Genomic DNA, 375 nt, shown 5'->3' on the forward strand with positions numbered 1-375 from the left:
GTGATCCGGCCGAGGAGATCTCCTGGGAGTACCTCCGGGACGGCTACCGGCGGGTGGTGCCGTGGTGGTGGCGCATGGTCAACGACCCCATGGTCGACGACCTGGTGGCGTTGTGCCGCCAGTGGCGTCCGGACCTGGTGATCTGGGAGCCCACGACGTTCGCGGGGGCGATCGCGGCCAGGGCCTGCGGGGCCGCCCACGTCCGCTTCCTCTGGGGGGTCGACACCCTCGGGCGGATGCGGGGGTTGTTCCTGCGGCGGATGGGCGAGCAGCCCCCCGACCAGCAAGAAGACCCCCTAGCCGCCTGGCTCACCGCCCTCGCCGCACGCTACGGCCTCGACTACGACGAAGAACTCGTCCACGGCCAGGCCACCA

The 375-nt window shown here is 71.5% G+C and carries 1 pseudogene; it reads left to right on the forward strand.

Annotated features, from left to right (window positions below):
* Positions 1–375 (forward strand): annotated as a pseudogene (locus QSJ59_RS24305) (activator-dependent family glycosyltransferase); the annotation flags it as partial.

This window comes from Nocardiopsis ansamitocini (genome assembly GCF_030268225.1).
GTDB lineage: Bacteria > Actinomycetota > Actinomycetes > Streptosporangiales > Streptosporangiaceae > Nocardiopsis_D > Nocardiopsis_D ansamitocini.